Annotated in this window: 18 protein-coding genes; 12 read left to right on the top strand and 6 right to left on the bottom strand. The window is 50.2% G+C overall.

Annotated elements, in window-relative coordinates; translation table 11 throughout:
* Window positions 1-3 precede the first annotated feature (3 nt).
* From hisS to der, 7 genes are read left to right on the top strand one after another with little or no spacing between them, the layout of a single operon-like run.
* On the top strand, window positions 4-1,263 hold the full coding sequence (gene hisS, locus F463_RS0102405) for a histidine--tRNA ligase (RefSeq protein ID WP_018985451.1): 1,260 nt from the start codon (window positions 4-6) through the stop codon (window positions 1,261-1,263).
* A 24-nt stretch (window positions 1,264-1,287) separates the two neighbouring features.
* A complete protein-coding gene (locus tag F463_RS0102410; protein WP_018985452.1) occupies window positions 1,288-2,043 on the top strand; it encodes an SIMPL domain-containing protein in 756 nt (251 codons plus the stop codon).
* Window positions 2,040-2,864 (top strand): ABC transporter ATP-binding protein, encoded by an 825-nt coding sequence (locus tag F463_RS14690; protein ID WP_018985453.1) that lies wholly within the window; start codon window positions 2,040-2,042, stop codon window positions 2,862-2,864. The genes F463_RS0102410 and F463_RS14690 overlap by 4 nt, the downstream gene beginning before the upstream one ends.
* Before the next feature lie 10 nt (window positions 2,865-2,874).
* The gene (locus tag F463_RS14695) at window positions 2,875-3,684 is read left to right on the top strand and encodes an ATP-binding cassette domain-containing protein (RefSeq protein ID WP_081620794.1); all 810 of its coding nucleotides are present in this window, start codon (window positions 2,875-2,877) and stop codon (window positions 3,682-3,684) included.
* A gap of 39 nt (window positions 3,685-3,723) precedes the next feature.
* Window positions 3,724-4,362 carry a YfgM family protein gene (locus F463_RS0102425; RefSeq protein ID WP_018985455.1) on the top strand — a complete coding sequence of 213 codons (639 nt, stop codon included), beginning with the start codon at window positions 3,724-3,726 and terminating at the stop codon, window positions 4,360-4,362.
* 6 nt (window positions 4,363-4,368) lie between these two features.
* Window positions 4,369-5,583, top strand: coding sequence for an outer membrane protein assembly factor BamB (gene bamB, locus F463_RS0102430; RefSeq protein WP_018985456.1), 1,215 nt, complete (start codon window positions 4,369-4,371; stop codon window positions 5,581-5,583).
* A complete protein-coding gene (gene der, locus F463_RS0102435; RefSeq protein ID WP_018985457.1) occupies window positions 5,583-7,019 on the top strand; it encodes a ribosome biogenesis GTPase Der in 1,437 nt (478 codons plus the stop codon). Before bamB ends, der begins: the two co-directional genes overlap by 1 nt.
* Before the next feature lie 55 nt (window positions 7,020-7,074).
* Here der and F463_RS0102440 read toward each other — a convergent pair whose 3' ends face one another.
* From F463_RS0102440 to F463_RS0102455, 4 genes are all read right to left on the bottom strand, one after another.
* Complete coding sequence (locus F463_RS0102440) at window positions 7,075-8,055, bottom strand: S49 family peptidase (protein WP_018985458.1); 981 nt, start codon at window positions 8,053-8,055, stop codon at window positions 7,075-7,077.
* 82 nt (window positions 8,056-8,137) lie between these two features.
* The gene (locus F463_RS0102445) at window positions 8,138-8,485 is read right to left on the bottom strand and encodes a Rieske (2Fe-2S) protein (RefSeq protein WP_018985459.1); all 348 of its coding nucleotides are present in this window, start codon (window positions 8,483-8,485) and stop codon (window positions 8,138-8,140) included.
* Window positions 8,482-9,135 (bottom strand): HAD family hydrolase, encoded by a 654-nt coding sequence (locus tag F463_RS0102450; protein WP_018985460.1) that lies wholly within the window; start codon window positions 9,133-9,135, stop codon window positions 8,482-8,484. The genes F463_RS0102445 and F463_RS0102450 overlap by 4 nt, the downstream gene beginning before the upstream one ends.
* A 48-nt stretch (window positions 9,136-9,183) precedes the next feature.
* On the bottom strand, window positions 9,184-10,302 hold the full coding sequence (locus F463_RS0102455; protein WP_018985461.1) for a pseudouridine synthase: 1,119 nt from the start codon (window positions 10,300-10,302) through the stop codon (window positions 9,184-9,186).
* A 608-nt stretch (window positions 10,303-10,910) separates the two neighbouring features.
* Here F463_RS0102455 and F463_RS0102465 point away from each other — a divergent pair.
* Window positions 10,911-13,601, top strand: a complete 2,691-nt coding sequence (locus F463_RS0102465; protein WP_018985463.1) for an Rne/Rng family ribonuclease — start codon at window positions 10,911-10,913, stop codon at window positions 13,599-13,601.
* Between the two features lie 318 nt (window positions 13,602-13,919).
* Window positions 13,920-15,371, top strand: coding sequence for a glycogen synthase GlgA (glgA, locus tag F463_RS0102470; RefSeq protein WP_018985464.1), 1,452 nt, complete (start codon window positions 13,920-13,922; stop codon window positions 15,369-15,371).
* Between the two features lie 142 nt (window positions 15,372-15,513).
* Here glgA and orn read toward each other — a convergent pair whose 3' ends face one another.
* Window positions 15,514-16,098 carry an oligoribonuclease gene (gene orn, locus F463_RS0102475; protein ID WP_018985465.1) on the bottom strand — a complete coding sequence of 195 codons (585 nt, stop codon included), beginning with the start codon at window positions 16,096-16,098 and terminating at the stop codon, window positions 15,514-15,516.
* A gap of 103 nt (window positions 16,099-16,201) precedes the next feature.
* On the opposite strand from orn, the gene F463_RS0102480 reads away from it, so the two are divergent.
* Genes F463_RS0102480 through rsgA form a run of 3 tightly spaced genes read left to right on the top strand, consistent with a single transcriptional unit; the run spans window position 16,202 to window position 18,622 of the window.
* Complete coding sequence (locus F463_RS0102480) at window positions 16,202-17,449, top strand: M48 family metallopeptidase (protein WP_018985466.1); 1,248 nt, start codon at window positions 16,202-16,204, stop codon at window positions 17,447-17,449.
* Entirely contained in the window at window positions 17,446-17,745 is a 300-nt protein-coding gene (locus F463_RS0102485) for a cytochrome c (RefSeq protein WP_018985467.1), read from the top strand. The genes F463_RS0102480 and F463_RS0102485 overlap by 4 nt, the downstream gene beginning before the upstream one ends.
* A gap of 1 nt (window position 17,746) precedes the next feature.
* Window positions 17,747-18,622 (top strand): ribosome small subunit-dependent GTPase A, encoded by an 876-nt coding sequence (gene rsgA / locus F463_RS0102490; protein ID WP_018985468.1) that lies wholly within the window; start codon window positions 17,747-17,749, stop codon window positions 18,620-18,622.
* 117 nt (window positions 18,623-18,739) lie between these two features.
* Here the strand turns inward: rsgA and F463_RS0102495 are convergent, their stop codons facing one another.
* Window positions 18,740-20,611 carry an outer membrane protein assembly factor BamB family protein gene (locus tag F463_RS0102495; protein ID WP_018985469.1) on the bottom strand — a complete coding sequence of 624 codons (1,872 nt, stop codon included), beginning with the start codon at window positions 20,609-20,611 and terminating at the stop codon, window positions 18,740-18,742.
* Window positions 20,612-20,829 lie beyond the last annotated feature (218 nt).

Raw genomic sequence — 20,829 nt, forward strand, 5'->3', positions numbered from 1 at the left:
TTTATGACGCAAAAATTCCAATCCATTAAAGGCTTCTACGACATCTTGCCCGAAGCCACCCCACTCTGGTTCAAACTCGAAGATACTGCACGCAGCATCTTGGGCCAGTATGGCTACAACAATATCCGCATGCCGTTGGTGGAGCCCACCGAATTGTTTGTACGCAGTGTGGGTGAGCATACAGATATCGTTGAAAAAGAAATGTATGCCTGGGAAGACAAGCTTAACGGCGACAAACTGACCCTGCGCCCGGAAGGCACCGCGGGTTGTGTACGCGCCGTGGTTGAGCACAACCTGACTTACAATGGCCCACAGCGCTTATGGTATATGGGCCCCATGTTCCGCCACGAAAACGTGCAGAAAGGCCGTCAGCGCCAGTTTCACCAGATTGGCGTGGAAGCGTTTGGCTTTGATGGGCCGGACGTGGATGCCGAACAAATCGTCATGCTGGCCCGCTTGTGGCAATCGCTGGGCATTGAAGATGTTGAATTACAGTTAAACAGTATTGGTGATGCAGATGAGCGTGCGCAATACCGCCAGACCTTGATTACTTACTTTGAACAGCATGCAGACTTGCTGGATGAGGACGCCAAACGCCGTCTGCACAGCAATCCCCTGCGTATTCTCGATACAAAAAACCCACGTATGCAGGCCATATGCGAAGCTGCGCCAAAACTCATGGATTGCCTCAGTGACGCCTCCAAACAGCACTTCGCGCGCTTGTGTGCCCTGCTCGACCAGGCTGGGATTACTTATGTAATTAATCACCGCTTGGTGCGCGGCCTGGATTATTACAACCGTACCGTATTTGAATGGGTCACCACCAAACTGGGTGCCCAGGGCACCATTGCCGGTGGCGGCCGCTATGACACTCTGGTAGAGCGCATTGGCGGCAGTGCCACTCCAGCTTGTGGTTTTGGCATTGGCCTCGAGCGCGTGTTCCTGCTGATGCAGGAATATGGCGTCACCGCGAGCAACCAGCCCGACCTTTACCTGGTGAACGTGGGTGAGCTGGCAGAACAAAAAGCCTTTACTGTGGCCGAAAGCCTGCGTAGCATGGGGCTTAATGTGGTGTTGCATGCCGGTGGTGGCAGCTTCAAGTCACAAATGAAAAAAGCAGATCGCAGTGGTGCCAGATTTGCCGCTATTCTAGGCGATGATGAAGCCGCTGCTGATGAACTCAGCCTGAAACCCATGCTGGGCCAGGGCGAGCAGGTACGTGTTAAACTTGACCAGGTATTGGGCATCGTTCATTGCAGCTAATTGCTACCCGTGACAGGAGGCCAGATGTCAGAGCAAAATCATTTTTTTAATGCCATGACGGCCCTGGGCCTGTTACTGGCTGTGGGCATGGCATCCGCAGCCTTTATTCTGGGTGTGCAGGCCAAACACGCTGTTTCCAGCCAGCAGTCCATCACCGTCAAAGGCCTGGCGGAAAAACCGGTCAAGGCTGACCGTGCGCAATGGACGATTAATATTGGCGTGGTTGCGCCTACACAAGCTGAAACCCTGCGTGCCATAGACCGTGAACGCGCCGTCCTGGCAAATTTTCTTGACCAGCAAGGCCTGGATTCAAGCATGCGAACGATAGACGTACAAACCCTGGGTCCTCACTACGAGGAAGAATATATCCATGATAGTCCGCGCCAGGTCCAGCGTGGCTTTGAAGGCTACCAGAGTGTGCATATCAGCACCACCGATCTCAAAAAAATCGCCGCAGCCAACCAGGCGATCTTGACCTTACGCGCCGATAATCATCCGGTGACCTCGCAACCACCTGAATACCTGGTCAGCAATCTCGAAACCGTTAAAATGTCGCTGATTGCCGACGCCACCAAAAATGCACGTACGCGTGCCACCGAGTTTGTCAAACAGGATGGCGTCAAGGTGGGCGTCATGAAATCTGCCAGCCAGGGCGCGTTTTATATCCTGCCTGCCACCGGCGGCGAAGACAGTGATAACAGCTATGGGGGCATTTATGACAAATCCACCGTGGATAAAATTGCCCGTGTCGTGGTCACCGTGGTGTACAGCATAGAATGAGCGAAATCCTGCGTTTAGAAAAACTGACCATTACACCGGCCCGTGCGCCAGAACGTAAACTGGTCAACAATGTCTCATTCACGCTGGCACGCGGAAAAACCACTTGTATCGTTGGCGAATCGGGCAGCGGCAAAAGCCTGACCGCGCTCAGTGTCATGCAACTGCTGTCACCACAATTGTGCATGCAAGGACACGTGTTCTTCCAGGGGCAAGATATCAGCCAGTTTAACGATGCTGCCATGCAGCATCTGCGTGGCAGGCAAATGGCCATGATTTTCCAGGAGCCCATGACCTCGTTGAATCCGGTGCTGACCATAGGCTTCCAGATTGGCGAGCCTTTACAAACACACCTTGGGCTTAAAGGCCAGGCGCTCAAGCAAAAGGTGGCTGCATTATTAGAGCAAGTGGGGATAGATCCCGCGCGGGCAAATAGCTATCCGGACGAGCTGTCTGGCGGCCAGCGTCAACGTGTCATGATTGCCATGAGTATTGCCTGCGAACCAGCCTTACTCATTGCGGATGAACCAACCACAGCCCTGGATGTGACGGTGCAGGCGCAAGTATTACGCCTGCTGGATGAATTGAAGAGTCGAATGCAGATGGCCATGCTGTTTATCACGCACGATTTCGGTGTGGTGGCTGATATTGCCGATGAAGTCATCGTCATGTTCAGGGGTGAAGTGGTGGAAACTGGCAGTGTTGAACAGGTCTTGCAATCACCACAGCACCCTTACACGCGTGCCCTGCTCGCCTGTGTGCCTGATGCCGAAGGCAAAAAAGTATTGCAACCCATGCGTTATGACTGGCTCACGCCTGCCTGATGGAGCTTTCATGTCCGATATCCTGCTGCAAGCACGTCACCTGAACAAAACCTATCATCAGCGCACTGGCACCCTAGGCCTGAACACACAAACTATCCATGCGCTGGACGATGTCAGCCTGACACTGAAAAAAGGCACCACGCTAGCTGTGGTGGGTGAATCTGGCAGCGGCAAGTCGACACTGGCACGTGGTCTTATGCGCCTGCTGCCGCTAGATAGCGGAGAAGTGATATTCGATGGGCAGGATTTCCTGGCACTGGATAAACCTGCCCTGCGCTCCGCACGCCGGCATATGCAGATGGTATTCCAGGATCCTTTTGCTTCGCTGAACCCCAGAATGCGGGTCGGTGAGATTATTGCTGAAGGCCTGGTCATACACGGTATCGGAAACAAATCACGGCAACAGGACATGGTCGTGCAAATGCTGGAAAAAGTCGGGCTGAAGGCAGAGGATGTACATAAATACCCGCACCAGTTTTCCGGCGGGCAACGCCAGCGTATAGGCATTGCGCGTGCACTGATATTGCAACCCAAACTGGTGGTATGCGACGAGCCGGTCTCGGCACTGGACGTTTCTGTACAGGCGCAAATCCTGCTATTGCTCAAGCAATTGCAGCAGGAAATGGGGCTCAGTTACCTCTTTATCACGCATGATTTACGCGTGGTCAGGCACATTGCGGACGAGGTACTGGTCATGCAAAAAGGCAAAGTAATTGAGCAAGGAAGCGTAGAAACCATTTATAATGCTCCCCAACAAAAATATACCCAACAACTGCTTAGCGCGATTCCAGGCCATGGATTACGTGCAGTAGCAGCTTAATCTCGACAAAACTCATATAAGAATACGCAGGAAAATTCAATGGCATACGATTTGGAAGAACAGGAACAACTGGACGAGTTTAGAGCCTGGTGGAACAAAAATGGTAAATTGGTCACGCGACTGGTGATTGCTGCAGTGGTGGTATATGGTGGCTGGCAGGGTTATCAATCCTGGATGAACAGCAAGGCCACAGCAGCTTCAACAGCTTACCAAACGCTGGTGAGCACGTCATTGCTGGATGTAGACAGCAAAAAAGCCGAACAAATCAGCAAAGAGGCTGAAGCTATTGAAAAAGATTACAGCATGACCCCTTATGCTGGCCGTGCGGCACTGTTTGCAGCACATGCCCTACATGAAGCCAAACAGTCAGAAGCCGCCGAGAAACAATTGCGCTGGGCGCTGGCTGAAGCCAAGGAGCCTGCGATTAAACACATGGCCGCGATTGAGATTGCGGGCTTGCAGATTGAACGCAATGCGCTGGACGATGCTAAAAAAACTCTGGCAGCCATTGATGACAAAGGCTTTGACGGCATCAAGAATGCTTTACTGGGCGATATCTACATGGCCAACAAGCAGGAAAAAGAAGCCAAAGAGGCTTACAACAAAGCACTGTCAGGCCTGGACCCTGAAGGCAAACTCTTTTACCTGACCCAGCAAAAACTGGACGCACTGGGATAACCACCTATGAAGTTTGACTTCCCTGCCCTGCGCTACCAGTCGCAATCACTCAAACATGTCACGCTCGCCGCCTTATGCCTGTTGGGTAGCGGGCTTTCTGCATGCACGGCTTTCAATGATGTGAAAACAAACCTCAGCGAAAGTATTTTTGGGGCAGAACCAGCCAACCCTCCTGTTGAACTGGAGGATATCAAGTCGTCCTATGAGACGCGGGTACTATGGTCTACCGATGTCGGCGAAGCTGGTCGCTTTAGCTATACACCTGTGCTGGCAGATAACCTGATTTATGCCGTCAATGTTGAAGGTAGCGTGATGCAACTGTCAGCTGAAACCGGTAAAAAAGTCTGGGAAACCCAACTTGGCGAGCCCATCAGCAGTGGTGTGGGCTTGGGTGGCGGCCTGGTATTGGCTGGCACCAGCAAAGGCCATTTGTACGCTTTAAATTTGAACGGCAAAAAACTGTGGAGTGCGATCCTGAGCAGTGAAATTCAGGGGCAACCACGCTATTATGATGGCACGGTCATCGTACGCACCAGTGACCACCATATTTACGGTATAGATGCCGCAGACGGCCGCCGTAAGTGGTCTTACGAGCGCGCAACCCCTTCCCTCTCCCTGAAAACACAGGCCGGTATTGTGGTTGACAGTGGTGCAGTCTATGCTGGGTTCCCGGGTGGAAAACTGATTGCCATAAGAGCAGACAACGGTAAACTGATCTGGGAAGCCACAGTCGCACAACCTAAAGGCGTCACAGAAATCGAGCGGATTGCCGACATTACCAGCCTGCCGTTCGTTGATGGGCCATTGGTGTATGTGGTGGCGTATCAGGGGAAAGTGGCTGCGGTTGACCGCCAACGTGGGCAAATCGTTTGGAACCGTGACATTTCCAGTTATGTTGGTCTGACTGCGGACAATAACAAAATCTACTTAAGCCATACCATAGGTTCCGTTTACTCACTCGATGCCAGCAACGGAAAAACGTTTTGGCGCCAGGGTAATCTGGGCTACCGTAACCTGACCGTGCCATTGCCTTTAAGCAACATCGTTGCCGTGGGCGATCTCGAAGGTTATATCCATTTACTCAGCCAGGATGATGGCAGCTTTGTTGGTCGCTTGCAGTTGGGCTCCAAACCCATCATGTCACTGATTGCCGGCAGCAATGCCAACCAATTCTTTGCGCAATCGCGTGACGGCCACCTTTACGCAGTCACTTATAAATAATGTTACCTACCATTGTCCTTGTTGGCCGACCTAACGTCGGCAAATCTACATTATTTAATCGTCTGACCAAATCACGCGATGCGCTGGTTGCAGATTTGCCGGGCCTGACCCGCGACCGTCACTATGGTCGCGGCTTAGGCGCAAGCCAACCTTACCTGGTCATTGATACCGGTGGCTTCGAGCCAACGGCAGACACAGGCATCCTCAAGGAAATGGCGAAGCAGACCCTGCTGGCGATTGATGAAGCCGATGTGATTATCTTCCTGGTGGATGCCCGTGCCGGCCTGACCCCACAGGAATTCACCATTGCACAAACCCTGCGCAAGGCACAACGCCCTGTGCTGCTGGCAGTCAATAAAACAGAAGGCATGCGTAAGGCGATTGTCAGTGCCGATTTTCATGAGCTTGGCATGGGTGAACCCTTGTCCATCTCATCTGCCCATGGTGAAGGCGTGCGTGACCTGATTGAGCTCGCACTGGAAACCATTAGCGATAAAGAAATTGAGTCACCTGAACCCGCCAACCAGGACACCCCGAGAATTGCCATCGTTGGACGTCCGAATGTCGGTAAATCTACGCTGGTGAATGCTCTGCTGGGTGAAGACCGTGTGATTGCATTTGACCAGCCCGGTACCACGCGTGACTCGATTGAAATTTCACTCGAAAAAAATGGCAAGCAATACACCATTATCGATACCGCCGGTGTACGCAAGCGCGGCAAGGTATTCGAAGCCGTAGAAAAATTTTCCGTCATTAAAACCATGCAGGCGATTGAAGATGCCAATGTGGCGATCCTAGTCGTCGATGCTAAAGAAGGCATTACCGAACAGGATGCACATGTGGCTGCCTATATTGTCGATGCTGGCCGCGCGCTGGTGGTGGCCATCAACAAATGGGATGGGCTGCAGGATGATGAACGGGAATGGATCAAGCGTGAGATTGACCGCAAACTGCAATTCCTGGACTTTGCCAAGTTCCACTACATTTCAGCGCTACGTAAAAAAGGCCTGAATGAATTGCTGGGCTCAGTCGACGTAGCGTTTAAAGCCGCGATGGCCAAATTGGCCACTCCACAACTGACGCGTGTGCTCGGTGAAGCCACCACACAGCATCAGCCACCGATTAGTAAAGGCATCCGCCCTAAATTGCGCTATGCACACCAGGGCGGCAGCAACCCGCCGATTGTGGTGGTCCATGGGAACCATGTCGATGGCGTCAAGGCCAGCTATACCCGCTACCTGGAAGGGGTTTTCCGCAAGGCCTTCCAACTGGTAGGGACACCATTACGCGTGCAGTACCACCAAGGTGAGAACCCGTTCGACAAACAGGAGGATGAACGTAAAAAAGGCGAAGGCCTGGTGACCATGCGTCGTCGCAAAAACGAAATGCGTGCCAAGCTGAAGCAACGTAACGAACAGAATAAAACCAAGAAATAAATCTCAGGCAATAAAAAAGGGGCTAACGCCCCTTTTTTATTGCTAAATTTATCGCCTATCTCAGGGACGGCAGCAGGTTTTTAGCACTTATGCCTAACTCTTGCGCCATGCTGGCCCCCAATTTCTTGGCGAAACGGTCAACAACAGTATCCTGATAAGTAAAATCAACGATTTCAGCCTGCTTGATCACTTCTCTTGCCACATATTCCGCACTCCCCTGCGCATCTGCCAAGCCCAATTTGATGCTTTCTTCACCGTTCCAGAACAATCCGCTAAAGATCTCTTCATTTTCTTTCAGGCGACTCCCGCGGCCTTCACGCACGACAGTGATAAATTGCTGATGAATCTGATCAAGCATAGTTTGTGCAAAAGCCTGCTGTTTAGGATTAACAGGGGAGAAAGGATCCAGCATGCCTTTGTTTGAACCGGCCGTCAGTAGACGACGCTCAACCCCCACCTTTTTCATGAGTTCGGTGAAGCCATAACCATCCATCAATACACCGATAGAACCGACGATACTGGCTTTATCGACAAAAATCTTGTCGGCAGCAACGGCAATATAGTATCCGCCAGAAGCGCAAATATCTTCAACCACGGCATAGACCGGAATTTCTGGATGCAGTTTGCGCTGGCGGTGGATTTCATCATTGATGATTCCGGCCTGCACCGGGCTACCGCCAGGGCTGTTGATACGCAAAATAATCCCTTTAGTCCCTTTGTTGTCATAAGCATCGTTGAGGCTGCTAATGACTGCATCGGCATTAACCTGGCCGCCTGCTTCAATCACACCGGCAATATCAATGAGGGCGGTGTGTGCAGTCGACGAAGTCTTATTTTGCCCAACCACGCCCAACACCACTAATAACAATAGCAATAGGAAAAGAAAGCTCAGGGATTTGAAAAAAACGGCCCAGCGTCTGGCTGCTTTCTGTTCCTGCAATCCAGCCAGTGCAATTTTCTCTAAGGTGCGCATTGCCCAATCGGGAGATTGCGTGGTGGATTTGGAGTCAGATGACTGCTGATGTTCTTCTTGCATAATTCAACTTTCGTCAATAATTTTTGCTATTCTAACAATTATATCGGCTTGTTAACGCTCTATTTCCAACCTGAGTACAGACTTAAAACTGATCCAGATGGACTTTGATAACGCCCGCCTCTTCTGTGACCGGAATCGGTGACAGGCTTTTTCCCTGACACGGCCCCATGACACAACGTCCGGTTTGGGGCGCATACATCGCACCATGTGTGGCACAGATGATCCATTCCTGGGTCATATTAAAAAACTTGCCATGCTCCCAATCCAGCTCCACCGGCACATGTGCACAACGATTCACATACGCATAAGGCTTGCCTTCAAAGCGCACGACGAAACCGGTCGCATGCGGCCCAAGCACAGGCACAGCAAAACGCAAGCCATTCCCCTTTTCGAGCAAATCCTCACTGTTAAAGGTCACGGCATCACTCATGTTTGCTCCAGTAGCCAGGCACTTAATGTTGCCACATCATCAAATATATAATCCGGGGAATACTGCTGTAAATGCTCGGCTGTTTGCGAGCCATAACTGACCCCCGCTGTGATGACCCCGGCATTTTTGCCCATTTGCATATCATATTGCGAGTCACCAATCATCAGTGTGCGTTCAGGCATGACCACCAGTTCGTCCATGAGCTCATCCAGCATTTGCGGATGTGGTTTGGAAAAACATTCATCCACCGTTTTGGTGGCATTGAAATATCGGGATAAACCCGAAAGCTGTAAGGCGGTATTCAGTCCACGCCGCCCCTTTCCTGTCGCGACGGCCTGTTTACATCCTTTTTTATCCACACTGGCAATCAGTTCAGCAATGCCAGCAAACAGTAATATGTTGTTTTCATTGGCATAATAATTACGGTTGTAATTCGTTGCCAGCGCTTGCGCCTGGAACTCCGGGAGATCTCCATACAGCACTTCAATCGACTCACGCAAGCCCAAGCCAATAATACTGCGCGCCCGCGCTTCACTAAGGCCTGGCAAACCTGCTTGCTCTGCCGCCTTTATTAATGCCTGTGAAATCAGGCCCGTAGAGTCCGCGATCGTGCCATCCCAATCCCAAACCACTAAATCAAATTGTTTCACTGAGTGACTTTCCTAACATTACTTTTATAAATAAATCTGTGCGCATCACTACTTTACCAACTTAAGTTGACGTTGATGTTGCAGAAAACTCTCCAGTTCAATGGGCAGCGGCGCGACAAGATGCAAAGGCTCACCTGTTAACGGATGCGCAATACGGGTTTCACTGGAATGCAGGAACATGCGCTTGAGGCCTTGTTTGCTTAATTGTTTATTAAGCGCAAAATCCCCATATTTATCATCCCCCAGAATTGGGAATCCCAAATGCGACAACTGCACACGTAACTGATGCGTACGGCCGGTAATCAGCTTCGCTTGCAGAAAACTGTAAGCACCCAAGTTTTCCCGCAGATAAAACCAGGTTTCAGAAACTTGTGTTTCGACCTCAAACTTGCCTTTGGCAGCATGACGCTTAGCGACAATACCCGTTGCTTTGAGTGATTTACGTCCCCCTGGTTCAGTATTCAGCAAAGGTTCATCAACTACCTGTACGCGGCGCTCCCCCTCTTCTGTCACATACTTTTGCAGATCCAGGGTTACTTTCCTTTTACTCTCCTGCCATTGCCCTTGTACCAGCATCAGGTAACGTTTATCCATACGGTGATGCCGCATGGCATCATGCAGGGCTGTGAGTGCTGAACGTTTTTTGGCAATCATCAACACCCCTGAGGTTTCACGGTCCAAACGATGCACCAGCTCCAGGAACTTGGCTTGTGGACGCTCCAGGCGCAGTTGCTCAATGACGCCAAGGCTGATACCACTGCCGCCATGAACCGCCATTCCGGCAGGCTTGTTCAGAGCCAGCATGGCATCATCTTCATAAATCACCTGCTCAGCCAACTTCACTTTAATGTTACTTACAGATCGCTTGGCCGCAGTTTCTGCAATACGGATAGGTGGAACCCTGACTTCATCATCAAGTTGCAAACGGTATTCGGCGTCCACCCGCTTCTTGTTTACGCGGACCTCACCACTACGCAAAATACGGTAAATATGGCTTTTGGGTACCCCTTTGAGCACCTTGGCCAGGTAGTTATCTATACGTTGTGTTTCCGAAGCCTCATCCACCCGCAAATGCGTCACGCGGTCACTGGCTGGCCGCTCTTCAGAGTCGCTTGCAGCGCTGGTCAGCGCTGGCGGCAAGGAGGTTGTTTGAAATTGTGAAGTCATAGTTGCAGGTCGTGCTTTGCTTTATCGGGACTTATGGATATACTGTCGAGATTCTGAATCAGCGGTCTTTCCGGCCATGGCGACAACATCGCGGTGCCGAACTCGAGATTACCATCGATCCCAGCCCCTGACATTCCGGGTCCAGATTTTTTCTGGCTCGCAATTGTATTCAGAATCAAAAATTTTGGTGAATACCGCTCGCCATCAAGTAGCGATAATTAATTAGAAATGATTTAACCCGAAGCTCACGCAGAATAAACAAACAAATGAGCTCGGCGTTTGCCAAACCCGAATTTTAACGAAATTACCCTCTGTTTAGGGTTTTATTTTTGCAGTCAATGACGATGGACAAGACAGGTCACACAACCCTGCCACGTACGCACTGCACCCTTGCAGAATCCGAGTATTCAGTAGCGAACGCGCTACTGCACTCAAGTGCACATTGATGCCTGCCATGTTGTGCTGAATCCCTATTCGCCAGCATGAAAAAAGCCATTGCACATTATATGGTGACAAGCTGTCACTTCGTTATATTCTGGTGGTTGATTTATAACCCTGGCCCGCCCGGCACTGATGACTATTCTGTGGCTTCGACTTAGGAGCCCTGCATGAAAAGAATGTTGTTTAACGCAACGCAATCAGAAGAATTGCGCGTTGCGATTGTCGATGGACAAAAACTCATAGACCTGGATATTGAACACGCTGGTAAGGAACAACGTAAAAGCAATATCTACAAAGGCGTGATCACACGCATAGAACCCTCACTGGAAGCCGCGTTTGTCGATTATGGTACTGACAGACACGGCTTTTTGCCTTTTAAGGAAATCGCCCGTAGCTACTTTCAGGACAAGCCTGACCAAGGTCGCGCCCGTATCCAGGATGTGATCAAGGAAGGTCAGGAAGTCATTGTCCAGGTAGACAAAGATGAGCGTGGCAGCAAAGGCGCCGCGCTGACCACCTTTATCTCCCTAGCTGGCCGTTATCTGGTGCTGATGCCAAACAACCCACGTGGCGGCGGTGTTTCCCGCCGCGTGGAAGGTGAAGAGCGCAACGAGTTGCGAGACACCATGGCGCAACTGGAAGTGCCTAACGGCATGAGCATTATTGCCCGCACGGCCGGTATTGGCCGGAGCGCAGAAGAACTGCAATGGGATCTGAACTACCTTTCCCAACTATGGCAAGCCATTGAAGATGCCTCCAACTTCCAGCCTGGTGCTTACCTGATTTACCAGGAAAGCAGCCTGGTAATCCGTGCCATCCGCGATTATTTCAGTGCCGATATTGGCGAAATCCTGATTGATACTGCCGATGTACATGAGCAGGCTTTGCAGTTCATGAACCACGTGATGCCGGGCAATGTGACCCGGGTTAAACTCTATCAAGACGAAATTCCGCTGTTCTCCCGCTTCCAGATCGAGCATCAGATCGAATCAGCGTTTGCGCGTGAAGTAAGACTGCCTTCCGGTGGCGCGATTGTGATCGACCACACTGAAGCCCTGGTTTCAATCGACGTCAACTCTGGCCGCTCCATTAAAGGGGCTGATATTGAACAGACTGCATTCAACACCAACCTCGAAGCGGCTGAAGAAGTGGCGCGCCAGATGCGCCTGCGTGACCTGGGTGGCCTGGTGGTGATTGACTTTATTGACATGGAAAACCAGCGCAACCAGCGTGAAGTGGAAAACGCCTTGCGTGATGCCCTGCATCACGACCGCGCACGCGTCCAGATGGGTAAAATTTCCCGTTTTGGTTTGTTAGAATTGTCCCGCCAACGCTTGCGCCCTAGCCTGGGTGAAACCAACCACATGACCTGCCCACGTTGTAACGGTACCGGTCATATCCGTGGTATTGAATCCACTGCATTGCATATCTTGCGTATTACACAAGAAGAAGCGATGAAAGACAACAGCGCCATTATCCAGGTGCAATTGCCTGTGGAAGCGGCCACTTTCCTGCTTAACGAAAAACGTGCAGACATTCATAAGATTGAGCAGCGTACAGGTGTGGAAGTCATCCTGATTCCTAACATCCATATGGAAACGCCAAATTACAACATCCTGCGTATCCGTCATGATGATGTGAATGAAGAAACCACCCAGGCCAGCTATAAAATGGTGGACCTGCCTAGCGAGTCCGATTACCAGCACCGTTTGCAACAGGCTGCGGCACCAAGCAAGATTGAGGCTCTGGTGAAAGGGATTACCCCAGCGACTGCTGCACCGATTGTGGAGGAAAAACCGGCTGCGGCCCCTGCCACTGAAGCCAAAAAATCCTTCTTTGGTGTGATCAAGTCCTGGTTGGGCCTGGAAGAAAAAGAAGTAGTGCAAGAAGTTGAAAAACCAGCGCGCGAATCCAGGGAATCTGGCCGTGACCGCAACAAAAACCGTAACCGCCGAGACCGTGACCGCCAGCGTGAACGCAATCAAGAGCGTGGTGAGCGCCCAGCCAAAGAGGAAAACGCGCACAACAAACCACGCCAGGAACGCCAGGCACAAGAAAAAGCAGTTCAAAAAGACAGACAAGAGCGTCAGCCAACGCAAGAAACTGCAAAAGTAGATCCAAACCAGCCTGTATTGACTTCACAGGCAAACGAAAATAAACAGGAGCGTGGTGAACGCGGTAACCGCCGCAACCGTCATGGTCGCCGTGACCGCCGTCAGCGTGACGAATCCGCGCCACCTACAGCCGAAAGCGCGGTCAACACTCATACGCCTGTGGAAGCAGTGACCGCTGATGCTGCGCCAGTTACCTCAACTGAAATGGCTCCTGTCAACACAGAAACAGCAGCTAAAATGGAACCTGCGACTAAAGCCGCTGAGCCAGTGGTTGCGCAAGTGCCTGTTGCAGAGCCAGCAACAGAAAGCAGTGACACTAGCACTGCTGAAACAACTGCAACGCCAAGCGAAGAAAGTGCAACTGAGAAAAAAGCGCCGCGTAGCCGCTCACGCACCAGCAAAGCTAGCAAGGCGCGTGGCAAAACTGAAGCGCCCGCGATAGAACTGGTTGAAACAACCTCTACCGCCTCGACAGTGGAAACAACGACAGAAACAGAAACACCCAAAAAGAAACCAGCTCGCAAACGTAAACCTGCAACAAAAACAGCAGAAAGCGTTGCCGATGCAGGCATTCAATTGGTAGAAACCAAATCTGAACCTGTCGCAGCCCCATCTGCTGCAGCCTCTGGTACGGAAACACCAGCCAAGGCCAAAAAACCACGTAACGCTCCCAAGTGGAAAAAAGACGAAGCAGGTAATACAGCAGACACTGGCCTGGTGATGGTAGAAACGCAGAAAGACTAAATCCTGACTGCGAGCAGCCGCAAATAAAAAGAGGACCCTGTGGTCCTCTTTTTTTGTCTCCTCTTACCCCCAAAGGCCAATAACCAGCACATTAGCCACTAGGAACCCGCCGCTGGTATTGGCTATTAACGTTCCTAATGAAATTAGGCCCTTAGAATTAAACCCAACCCGACAGTCTCCAGCGCACCCAAGTGCCTCATTGAAGCCAACCATCTGCCAAGATTTCAATTTAATGTCCTTCTAAAACAATAGCAGGCGATGTATCATAAGTTTAAAAAGTTTGAGTGCCGACCTTCCTGTTGATTTTAAGAGACTCCCTTGCGTTTACTATTTGTCACTTCAGAAATTTTCCCATTGATCAAAACAGGAGGCTTGGCAGATGTCAGCGGTGCATTACCCGCTGCACTTACCGCAACTGGCGTAGATGTACAGATTCTATTGCCCGCCTACCGTGGCATCCTTGCGCAATGTGATTCACCGCAGCACTTAGGCTCCTTGCAGGCCTTTCACGATATTCGTTGTGACATTTACCAGACTACCCTGCCCGGCACCCGCATCCCTTTACTGCTGATTGACGACCTGGCACTCTATGACCGCTACGGCGGCCCTTACAACCACCCGATTTATGGTGACTGGCAAGATAATCCACTGCGTTTTGGTTTGCTATCCAAAGTTGCGGCGATGCTGTCCGTACCGAATATGCTGCAATCCTGGCTGCCGGATATCGTGCATTGCAATGACTGGCAAACCGGACTTGCACCCTACTATCTCAAGCAAATGGGTAGTATGGCCAAATCCGTTTTCAGTATCCACAACCTGGCTTTTCAGGGTAACTTTCATGCCGACTGGCGTTATCGCCTAACGCTCAATGAAGAGGACTTCCAGCCGGCGGGTTACGAGTTTTACGGTCACCTGTCATTCATGAAAGCAGGATTGTATTACGCGGATGCACTGTCGACAGTCAGCCCGACCTACGCCAGAGAAATCCAGACTGAACACTTTGGATTTGGTTTCCAGGGGTTACTACAACATCGCGCCCATGATTTGACTGGCATACTGAATGGCATAGATACAGACGTGTGGAATCCGTCCACCGATCCTTACCTGCCTAACAATTATGATGAAAAGACGCTCGCCAGCAAAAAGAATGTCAAAAAAGCATTACAAGTGGAATTAGGCTTACAGCCACTCGCTTCAGCCCCATTGCTTGGTGTAGTCAGTCGACTGACGCATCAAAAAGGGCTGGATATGCTGGTTGAGATTGCGCATGAGTTGCTTGCGACCGGCTGCCAGTTGGCGGTGTTAGGTAGCGGTGAACCAGCGTTGGAGCAGGAGTATCTGGCACTGATGCAGCAATATCCAGGGCAGGTCTCTGTCACCATCGGTTACAACGAGCCATTGTCTCACCGTATCATGGCTGGCACCGATATCTTTGTCATGCCTTCCCGTTTCGAACCATGTGGGCTGAACCAGATGTACGGATTGCGATACGGCACTATTCCGGTCGTCGCCAACACTGGCGGCTTGGCAGATTCGGTGCAAGGCGGAGTCGTCCCTGACAAAGGATTGTTACCAACCAACATGACAGGACTGGTAATGCCGGAAAATAATCCATGGACACTTTTGGTCACATTAAGGCAGGCATTGCAAATTTATGCCAATTCTCGTCAGTGGAAACAACTGCAAAAACAGGCCATGCAACGCGATGTCAGCTGGAAAACCAGCGCTCAACACTACCTCGAAATGTATCAAAAACTGCTTAATGTTTAATAAACAAACACTTACAATTGACCAACAAAAAGTGAAGAAAAGTTGGCATGGAAGGTGCTTATTACCAAACAAGCTTCTCCAAAGCTAACTTCTCCTCCCTCAAGACGCCAAATAGGCGTCTTTTTTTTATGCAGATTTTTTCTCACTCCGTTTTGGCGGGTGGTGTCATGTTCAGGAAATGATCGCGGTAATACTTTAATTCATCAATGGATTCGTAAATATCTGCCAAGGCCTCATGGCGGCTGGCTTTTTTAAAACCTGCATAAATATCCGGGCGCCAGCGACGAGACAGTTCTTTGAAAACACTCACATCCAGATTGCGGTAATGGAAGAACTGCTCCAGCCTGGGCATATAGCGGGCCATAAAACGCCTGTCCTGACAGATAGAGTTACCACACATCGGCGACTTGCCGGCAGGGACATGTTCTTTGAGAAAGGCCAGCATGGCATCTGTGGCAGCCTCTTCATCCAGTGTAGAGGCCTTCACTTTGTCAATCAGCCCACTGCGACCGTGTGTCCCCTTATTCCAGGCATCCATGCCATCCAGGACCGCATCCGATTGATGCAAAACCAGCACAGGAGATTCAGCGATCACATTTAATTGTGCATCGGTGACTACGGCCGCCAATTCAAGAATGCGATCACTGTCAGGCAGCAACCCACTCATTTCCATATCCAGCCAGATTAAATTGTCCTGATTAGTTGCCAATTGTGTGCCTCTCGTCATGATTTCCATTAAAATGAAACATTATATGCAGTTCAGTGAACAAGGTGGAGTTAAATCCATCAAAATAGCATCCTGAAATCAATTTAAAAACCACCTACTTCCTATGTCCGGACTTTTTACTCAAATATTTGTGACGATAGTCATCATCACCCTTGCCGTACGCATTTGGCTCGGGTTGCGCCACATCCGCCACATTCAGCAGCACCGCAAACAAGTGCCTGTGGCGTTTAGCCACACCATCAGCCTGGAGGCACACCAGCGTGCTGCAGATTACACCACGGCAAAGGTCAAGCTGCGTTTGAGTGAAACCCTGATAGAAACGGTTGTTTTACTGGCACTGACGCTGGGCGGTGTGTTGCAAATACTCGATCAAACCTGGCAACAATGGCTACCTGACCATGATATTATTCGTGGCGCCCTGGTCATTTGCTCGGCGATGCTGATTTCCAGTGTTGCGACATTGCCCTTTGATTACATCCAGACCTTCAATGTCGATGAAAAATTCGGGTTTAACAAAATGTCTCGCAGCATGTTTTTCTCTGATCTGGTCAAACATACGATTGTCGGCTTGTTGCTCGGTGGCCCGATTCTGTTTGTTGCGTTATTGCTCATGCAAGGGGCGGGCGACTGGTGGTGGCTTTACCTGTGGCTGATCTGGAGCGCGTTCAACCTGTTTATGTTGGCAGTGTACCCGATCTGGATTGCGCCATTATTTAACAAATTCACGCCCATGCAGGATCAAACCCTTAAAGCGCGCATTGAAGCACTGTTGCATAAATGCGGTTTTACCAGCCAGGGCCTGTTTGTCATGGATGGTTCTACACGTTCAGGCCATGGCAATGCCTATTTCACCGGTTTTGGTAAAAACAAACGTGTGGTCTTTTTTGATACCCTACTGGAAAAATTAAGTGCAGATGAAATAGAGGCAGTCCTGGCACACGAGCTGGGACACTTCAAGCATCAGCACGTCATCAAACGCATTGTGATGATGTTTGGCTTGAGTTTGCTCGGATTAGCGCTGCTGGGCTATCTGATCAAGCAGGAATGGTTCTTCACAGGCTTAGGCGTTGCCGAAGCCAGCAACCATATGGCCTTACTGCTGTTTGTATTGGTGTCACCGGTCTTTATGTTTATCCTGCGCCCGCTCTTGGCCGCGTATTCACGGACCAATGAATTTGAAGCAGATCACTATGCAGCACAACAATCTAGACCGCAGTTCCTGATTGATGCTCTGGTCAAGCTGTACCGCGATAATGCCTCTACACTGACCCCTGATCCACTGCATTCAGCATTTTATGATTCGCATCCGCCTGCCAGCCTGCGCATCGCCAAATTGCAGACTTACGCATGAAACAACGCTTGCTGACAGCCAGTTTTTTCGCACTTGCCACCTTCACGGCAAGTGCAGCAGACAACACGCTGCAGTCAGGTAAAAAACTGGTCGAAACCCACTGTATCAGTTGCCATGCCAGTAGTTTTGGCGGGGATGGGAGCGGTATTTATACGCGAGAATACCGCAAAGTACGTTCTTTCAATGGCTTAAAAGCACAAGTCACCAACTGCAATACCATGCTCAACCTTAAATGGTTTGATGATGAAGAGCAGCAAGTGGTACAGTACCTCAATCACACTTACTATCATTTCTAGCATGCCGCATGAAGGTCTCATTGTCGCTGCCTACGGCAAGCGCTATAACGTAGAATTGCCTGATGGCCGCATTCTTAGCTGTGTGACTCGCGGTAAAAAAGTCGACAACGCGGCGGGTGACCACGTGACAGTCACACTGACTGCCAATAACCAGGGCGTCATTGAAAAAACGGCTAAACGCCAGACCCTGCTCTATCGCAGCAATGCCTACAAAAGCAAGATACTGGCGGCCAATGTCACGCAGATACTGATCGTTCTTGCCACCCAACCCAGCTTTTATGAGGACTTGCTAAATCGTTGCCTGATTGCAGCCGAGGCGGCCGGAATTCGGGCAGTAATTATCCTCAACAAATGTGACCTGCCTAATCCGCAAGCGCTGCAAAAACTGCAGCAATATGCAGCGCTGGGTTACCTTACCCTGCAACTGAATGCGACGGAATCCGTTGATTGCTTAAGACCTTTACTTGAGGGACACACCAGCGTCCTTGTCGGCCAGTCTGGCATGGGTAAATCAACGATTATTAATAGCCTGCTGCCAGAAGCACGCAGCAAAACACAGGAAATCAGCGCTACGCTGGACAGCGGCAAACATACAACGACAGCGACGCATTTGTATCACCTGGATAGCGATAGCGCGATTATTGACTCGCCCGGTTTACAAGAATTCGGGTTATACCATATTGAAGAAGCAGAGCTGGAGTATGCGTTTGTCGAATTTAGGCCGTTTATCGGTCATTGTAAATTCAACAATTGCACCCATACTCACGAACCAGGCTGTGTCATTCTGCAGGCCTTGGCTGACGGTCAGATTGCACCTGAACGCCATCAGATATTCCTGCAAATCCGTGCTGAAAATTCTGTACAGCTTTACGGCTAACTTCGCACTTTTCTTCCCTAAGCTTCCAAACCTTGCCTGATAAAACAAAACACCCTGCCGGAGCAGGGTGTTTTTTAGTCAACGTGCGTTTACACGCAATTTGAAAAGATTCTCAAATTACAGGGCAAACACGTTCAATGCACCGCCGCCAGGAGCAGCGTTGTACTTGGTCAACTCTTTGTAGCCACCAGCAGCACCCAGTGCGTCGGTGTCAGTCGTCATACCCAGGTTCATCGCAACGCCAGCCCAACCGCCGATACCGGACAAGATACCTACGTATTGCTTGCCTTTGTTACCATAGGTGAATGCGTTACCAATGGCACCTGAACCCACTTGGAACTTCCACAGCTCTTTACCGGATTTCGCATCCACAGCCTTGAACCAGCGGTCCAGGGTACCGTAGAACACCAGGTCAGAGGCAGTCGTCAATGCACCGCTCCAGGCAGAGAACTTCTCTTTGTTGTACCAGACTTTTTTGTTGGTCATTGGGTCGTAAGCACCGAAACCACCCATCACGCCGTCTGGACCAGCAAACATGGTCAGTGTCGCACCAACCCATGGTTGACCAGCAACGTATTTGGACTCAACTGGCTCGTATGTCATACACACGTGGTTCAGTGGAGAGTACATCAGACCAGTTTTTGGAGAGTAAGCAGCTGGCTGTTGGTCTTTAGTACCCAAAGCCGCTGGGCAGATACCCTTGGCGTTGTAATCCTGGTGAGTAGAATAACGGCCGTCTTTGTTAGGCACGCCTGTTTTCAGGTCTACATCACTTGCCCAGTTAACGAATGGATGCACTTTTTCAGCAGCGATCAGTGTACCAGTCACCGCATTCCAAGTGTAAGCAAAACCGTTACGGTCATGGTGCCATGCGTATGTTTTGCCACCTTTGTCGAACAGGATCACTTCATTGACGCCGTCGTAGTCCCACTCATCATGTGGCGTCATTTGCATCGCCCATTTAGCCACACCAGTGTCCAAATCACGCGCAGTTACAGTCATAGACCATTTGTTGTCGCCTGGTCGTACATCTGGGTTCCATACGGATGGGTTACCTGCACCGTAGTAAACCAGGTTTGTACGTGCATCATATGGCCACCAGCCCCATACAGAACCGCCACCATGTTGCCAGCCGTCTTTAATTGCTTGTGGTTTCAACCAAGTACGTGTACCCAGCTCTTTTTCGCCACCCTTGATCTGGTCAGCAGACAGACGCTTAAATGAACCACCCTCTTTGTTGCCACCGTTTACGTCCTGGTAAACAGAAAGCGCGTTGTACAGTGGGTTATCTTTGTTTGTGTTAGCGTCGTGCAATGTTTCAGCATCTGGGCCTGTGGAATACGCTTTCCATGCCAGAGCGCCGTCTTTCAGGTTGTATGCAGCGATAAAGCAACGTACGCCGAATTCAGCACCTGAACAACCGGTCAATACTTTGTCTTTGATCACATGTGGCGCGTTGGTGTTAGTTGCACCGACTTTTGGATCAGTGTTTTTAACTTCCCAGATTTTTTTGCCATCTTTAGCATCCAGAGCAACCAGCAAGCCGTCATTCTGTTGCAGGAATATCTTGCCGTCGCCAAAACCAAGGCCACGTGTCACGTTGTCACAGCACAATACTGCCTGAACGCTTGGGTCTTGTTTAGGGAAATAGGACCAGACAATTTTCTGGTTATCGTTTAAATCCAAGGCATACACATTGTTTGGGAAAGCAGTCACGATATACATCATGTTGCCTAAAACAATGGGGGAGCCCTCGTGACCACGGTTAACGCCAGTGGCGAATGTCCAGGCCATTTTCAGGTTTTTAATATTGCCCTTATTGATTTGTGCCAGGGCGCTGTAGCCTTGGTTGTTGTGCTGACCGCGTGGATGCACCCAGTTATTTGAGTCTTTCATCGCAGCTTCTTGGTCAGCTGCAGCAAAAGCCAATACAGGCAGGGCCAGCGCAACGCTAGCAGCAATGCCGAAAGCTGTTTTGGTTTTGATCATAGTATATCTCCAAAGATAAATCACAAGATTGCAATCTTGAGCATGAAGGAAAATTGCATTGTGCTTAAGTTATCGCTGGTACTAGGATCCCAGTGAGCCGGATGTTACTTTTTAATACATCTATTAAGCGAATGTAACTGTAATATAAATATCCTCCTACGACACCCAGCCAGATTGCGGTTTTATTCATGGGCCAGATAGGGATTTTTTCCTAAAAC

This window comes from Methylophilus methylotrophus DSM 46235 = ATCC 53528 (assembly GCF_000378225.1).
Lineage (GTDB): Bacteria > Pseudomonadota > Gammaproteobacteria > Burkholderiales > Methylophilaceae > Methylophilus > Methylophilus methylotrophus.

Excerpts from the sequence above, each read along its gene's own strand:
- hisS (WP_018985451.1), top strand. The coding sequence starts at position 4 with ATGACGCAAAAATTCCAATCCATTAAAGGCTTCTACGACATCTTGCCC.
- F463_RS0102410 (WP_018985452.1), top strand. The coding sequence starts at position 1,288 with ATGTCAGAGCAAAATCATTTTTTTAATGCCATGACGGCCCTGGGCCTG.
- F463_RS14690 (WP_018985453.1), top strand. The coding sequence starts at position 2,040 with ATGAGCGAAATCCTGCGTTTAGAAAAACTGACCATTACACCGGCCCGT.
- F463_RS14695 (WP_081620794.1), top strand. The coding sequence starts at position 2,875 with ATGTCCGATATCCTGCTGCAAGCACGTCACCTGAACAAAACCTATCAT.
- F463_RS0102425 (WP_018985455.1), top strand. The coding sequence starts at position 3,724 with ATGGCATACGATTTGGAAGAACAGGAACAACTGGACGAGTTTAGAGCC.
- bamB (WP_018985456.1), top strand. The coding sequence starts at position 4,369 with ATGAAGTTTGACTTCCCTGCCCTGCGCTACCAGTCGCAATCACTCAAA.
- der (WP_018985457.1), top strand. The coding sequence starts at position 5,583 with ATGTTACCTACCATTGTCCTTGTTGGCCGACCTAACGTCGGCAAATCT.
- F463_RS0102440 (WP_018985458.1), bottom strand. The coding sequence starts at position 8,055 with ATGCAAGAAGAACATCAGCAGTCATCTGACTCCAAATCCACCACGCAA.
- F463_RS0102445 (WP_018985459.1), bottom strand. The coding sequence starts at position 8,485 with ATGAGTGATGCCGTGACCTTTAACAGTGAGGATTTGCTCGAAAAGGGG.
- F463_RS0102455 (WP_018985461.1), bottom strand. The coding sequence starts at position 10,302 with ATGACTTCACAATTTCAAACAACCTCCTTGCCGCCAGCGCTGACCAGC.
- F463_RS0102465 (WP_018985463.1), top strand. The coding sequence starts at position 10,911 with ATGAAAAGAATGTTGTTTAACGCAACGCAATCAGAAGAATTGCGCGTT.
- orn (WP_018985465.1), bottom strand. The coding sequence starts at position 16,098 with ATGACGAGAGGCACACAATTGGCAACTAATCAGGACAATTTAATCTGG.
- F463_RS0102480 (WP_018985466.1), top strand. The coding sequence starts at position 16,202 with ATGTCCGGACTTTTTACTCAAATATTTGTGACGATAGTCATCATCACC.
- F463_RS0102485 (WP_018985467.1), top strand. The coding sequence starts at position 17,446 with ATGAAACAACGCTTGCTGACAGCCAGTTTTTTCGCACTTGCCACCTTC.
- rsgA (WP_018985468.1), top strand. The coding sequence starts at position 17,747 with ATGCCGCATGAAGGTCTCATTGTCGCTGCCTACGGCAAGCGCTATAAC.
- F463_RS0102495 (WP_018985469.1), bottom strand. The coding sequence starts at position 20,611 with ATGATCAAAACCAAAACAGCTTTCGGCATTGCTGCTAGCGTTGCGCTG.